Genomic DNA, 4,830 nt, shown 5'->3' on the forward strand with positions numbered 1-4,830 from the left:
TTAGATCAAGATAATACTATAAAACAAGATACACCTAGTTATTATTTTTCTCCTAAAGATGAAAGCAGTGGTTTAGGAAGACTTAGTATCTTTTATAAAAATGATGAACTTTGCTTGCTTAATTATTCTATATTAGAAAATTCTTTAAATATTAAATTAGAATGTTTAAGCAAACAAAGCTTAGAGTATAAAGACTTAATTTCAAACACTTTAAAAGAACAAAAAACCACACAAGTAGATAAAAAACAAGCTATAGCTAAACTTCATGCTCTTTTAGAAAATCAAAACCTAGAATGTATCCATGGAGGTAAAGTCATACTTAAATCAAACAAAGGAAAAACTTTTAAAGATGATGGTGTGCCTATAATGCTAGAAAGTGATTTATTAAACTCTAGTATAGTAGCTTGTCCTAATACTATAGCAGGTGTAAGTGTTCCTTGTACTAAAGTTGTTAATGTAAAAGGATCCTTATCTCAAAAGAAAGTCAATAATGAATATGTAATCTTACAAGAACTCATCTCAGCTTGTAAAACAGATAAAGGCTTTGCTTTAAAAGTAAGCTTTACTCCTACTAAGTTTAAATTTGATCACAGCTTTAATCCTAAAGAGGGCTTAGGAGAACAAAGTAAAAATCAAATAGAGTTAAAAGAACCTATAATAAGACTTCATTATAAAAGTGATAGATTTCAAAAAGATAATTTACCTATCTATAATCTTTTAATCAATAATGAAAAAAAAGAACAAAATAAGGCTTTAAATGAATTTAATATAGATTTAAAAGATTTAAAAGATTTAAAAGATATAGAGGATATAAATATTCTTAATCAATTCAAACAAGACTTTAGTAAAGATTATGAATTTAAAGAATTAAATCTTAGCTTTGATACTAATTTAATCAAACTTTATTTTATTATCCCAAAAAACATTGCTAAAGTTTATAAAAGTGCTTATAAGGAATTTGAAAATAAAGATTTAGGAGTAGGGTATTTTACACAGCTACATGAGTATGATAAAATCATCAAAAATTCCCTAGAAGACAATAAAAAATTAAACGAATATCATTTTAGTTTTTTAGCTCCTGCAAAAATGCAAAATTTAAAACTTCAAATCGCACAAGGACTAGATGAAATCTTAGAAGATGAAGATAGAAAACAAGAGCTTTATGTTTGTAAATTTGTGGTGGTAAATGGGGTTAAAATATGAAAATAAAAAATTTTACTTTAATTGCATCAAATCATAATTTAGAAATCGAGTTAAAAAATCTTACCAAAAATGCTAATAAAATTATTTTTATATGCAGTGATTTTGATGGATATAAAGAAGCTAAGAATTCTTTGTATAAGACACTACATACTATTGAAGATAATTTTAAAATTGATAATACAAAAACTTTTAAAATCATACATTTAAATCAAGCCAATAAAGACGAAATCACAAAAGAACAAAAATTTAGCTCTGATAAAAATTTATCTAGCATTAAAAAAATTATCTTTAATAATTTAAAATTTTTAAATAATGCAATTAATCAAAATGAAAATAAAACGCTCAATAAAATTATTGATGAAAACAATGTAGAAAATATTGAAAATTTTTTAAAAGAAATTCAAAAAGAATTAAATATATTATTAAAAAATATCAAAGAATCTAACTATTTTGAGCAAGAAATTAAACCAAAGATACAACTTACCCTAGATACACTTTTTAATACACTTTTAAAAAATATTACTCAATCTAATGATGATGAATATAAGCAAATTATTAGAGCTATAGCAAAATTTTTTATCAATATACTAGATTCTGTAACCAATCTTAAAAAACCTGTCTCTTTAGTCAAAAAAAATCCTTATGTTTTTGTTGTAAATACATTATTTGAAGCTTATAATTCTTCTGCTGAGTATCAAGAGTATAAGGAACAAAAATATTATTATGATTTTGCTTATCCACTTTTAGAGCTTATTACTAGTAAGCTTTATCCTATTATCGCTTTGTGCAATGAAGAAATTTTATCTGATGTATTAATTATAGATGATAAAGTATTATTAGATTTTTCATCTTATTCTAATGTACCTTCTATTAGTCTTTATAAAAATAGTTTTTATAAAGTTATTTTAGATGAAGAATTTCAAGGTATTTTTGATAATTTTTTAGAAAATAATCTAAAATTTGAAAATGAAAAGTTAGATAATACACTTTTAGTGAATTCTAGTTTAAATAATTTTGATACAACATTAAAAAAAGCAATCAATTTAAATATCTCTAAACTCAATCATTTCTTTTATGCAGAATATCCTGATTTAAATTCTTCCATGCTAGTAGAAATGATATTAGATAAAAAAAATACTGATCAAATCAATACAACCAAAATGGGTAAAAATTATTTGCTTATTACTAATCCACCACAGCTTAACAATGCAGGACTTTGTGAGGACTTGTATCAAAAAAAATTAGGAGCAATAATAAAAAATCGCCCCAAAGCTCTTACAAAAAATGAAAAACTTGCATTAAAAGGCGATTTTCCTAGCAAAAGAGATTATGGTTCTTATTTTATAGAAAGAGATGTTAAAAAAGAAGATGATTATGTATTGCAACTTTGTCCTTTTGTGAAACTTGATGGACAGATTTATCAAAAATATAAGGGATATTTTAATTTTTATAATCAAACATATTCTTGGATGAAACTTTATTTATTGGAACATATAAACGAACGATTAGAATATGAAAAAGTTAAGCAAGATTTTGCTTATATTGATAGCTTTTTTAAATTGCCTAAAGAACTTGAAGAAATTAGCGAAAAAGAAAAAGAAAAAGTAGAAGAATATGTCGAGCTTTTTAATAATTATTTAGATAATATCAATTCTCGCTATGACCAAACACAATCCAATCTTAACTCAGAAACATTAATGTTTAAAACATATGAAAATGTAGATTTTAAGAAATACTCACCTTTAACGGTTGTTTTATTGACTTTAACTTTGTATGTTTTACAAAAAGACTTAGCTTTTACGCAAGAATATTCTTTGGGATATAAATTGTTTCAGGCAAATATTGGTAATTATCAAAAGATTAAAATACCAAATTATTTTAATGAGTATATTTCATTTATCCCTGATGATATTTATTTTTATGATAATGATAAAAAAATTTATATCTTTTTATCTAAAGAATTAAATAAAAATAAAAAAGAAGATGAAGTTATTTATTTAGATGAATTAGCCAAAGCTATGTTTGAAAATGATTTTGAAGAAGAAGATCAAACTTATGTAAATTTTTTAAAAACCTTAAATGAAAGCTTTGATGAGGAGATTGAATTTGAAGAAAATATACAAACAGACAAAACTCTTCCTTCAAAAAAAGATTTAGATAAAAGCATTCAAGATATTATGCTTGATAAAGAACTTGCAAAATTATCTATAGATATTACTTTTTTTAACATCATTAAGCAACTTTTTCCTTTTACAGAATTTTTTATGAGTCAGCCTGATTTTTTTAAAAAAATGATTTTATTTTTTATAGATTCAAGCTTAGATAAAAAGTATTATGGTAATAAATTATTTTCTAGTTTTAAAGCACATTTTTTTAAAGAACTAGGGATATTTTATGCACTTAGCCCTAAGGGGCGTTTTATAAAAATTAATCCAAAAAGTAAAAAATCACTCAATAAGCTTTTTTTATATCAAATAGGAACAAATTATTATTATTTTAATCAATTAGAATATGCAAGTGAATTAAAAAAGTCAAAGAGTTTTTCAAGATTAGATAAAGCTAAGCAAATTCATTTGATATCAAAAGTAAGAAAACAATTAGCTATTGATTTTTCTATTAAAATGAGTAAAGACTTGAGCGTGGATATATTAAAAAATTTAGCAGGATCTTTTATCGATACACTTTTGCCTACAAATTATGAAAGATTGAAAATTTTATATGAAAAACTAATGTATGAAAAATTTACTTACAATTATGATTTTCCTTTAGCTGTAAAAAAAGAAGAATACTTAACCTATCCTTTATTGATAAATTCTAGATTTATGAGTTTTGATTTATCTGAGTTTATTTTTGGTTCTTTATTATGCACGGGTGGGCTTAATTATTATCCTAGTATTGCTTGTGCTACAACTTCAAGTGAAGCTAGAGAATTTGCCTTAAAAAGACTTTTATCTTATATTATTTTAGATGAGAAAAGAAGTGCTTTTATGGAAGATAAAATCAATGAAGGCAAATATATCTTAAATGATAAGGAATTTTTTGAAAAAAACAATATAGAACTTAGAAATTGTAATATATATAAGCTAGAACATTTTCAAAGAAAAGAAGAGTATAAAATACAACACCCAGTGATAAAACAACACCCTATCTTAGCCTATAATGATACCATACAAATTTTATATGAATATGCAAATGGGATTTATAATACCACTCAAGATGAAAAGGGTAAGTTCATAGAAGATAGGCAAAAGGCAAGAAGATTGATGGAAAATTTAGAAGCTATAGGACAACATAATTTGGAAGTGATGTATAGGGGGATAGGGGATGAAAAGACAAATAATGAAAGTAAGATGAAAGAAGATGAAGAAGAAAGTGATGATATTAGTAAAATACAAGATTATTCTAATAAGTTTATAGGCAGACTAGCCACTACTATAATCATGGAAGATGGTTTATATATAGGATGAAAGGATAAAAATGAGTGAAACTTACGAGATTTATACACCTAATGGTATTATATTAGATGTAGAAAAAAAAACAAATAAAATTTTATTATATGATGGAGGAGCTAAGGTAGGCAAATACACCCAAGAATATTCCAAAGCTTTGTTTGAAGCTGATCGTATA

At 24.3% G+C, this 4,830-nt stretch carries 2 protein-coding genes; both read left to right on the plus strand.

The annotated features are described in order from the left end of the window. Window positions 1–1,203, plus strand: a 1,203-nt coding sequence (locus AJ932_RS08195; RefSeq protein ID WP_261660112.1) for a hypothetical protein, incomplete at its 5' end; no start/stop codon positions are given. Beyond that, entirely contained in the window at window positions 1,200–4,670 is a 3,471-nt protein-coding gene (locus AJ932_RS08200; RefSeq protein WP_070278772.1) for a hypothetical protein, read from the plus strand. The genes AJ932_RS08195 and AJ932_RS08200, both read left to right, overlap by 4 nt. Window positions 4,671–4,830: the final 160 nt, after the last annotated feature.

The sequence above is a fragment of the Campylobacter sp. BCW_6873 genome (genome assembly GCF_001762365.1).
Lineage (GTDB): Bacteria > Campylobacterota > Campylobacteria > Campylobacterales > Campylobacteraceae > Campylobacter_D > Campylobacter_D jejuni.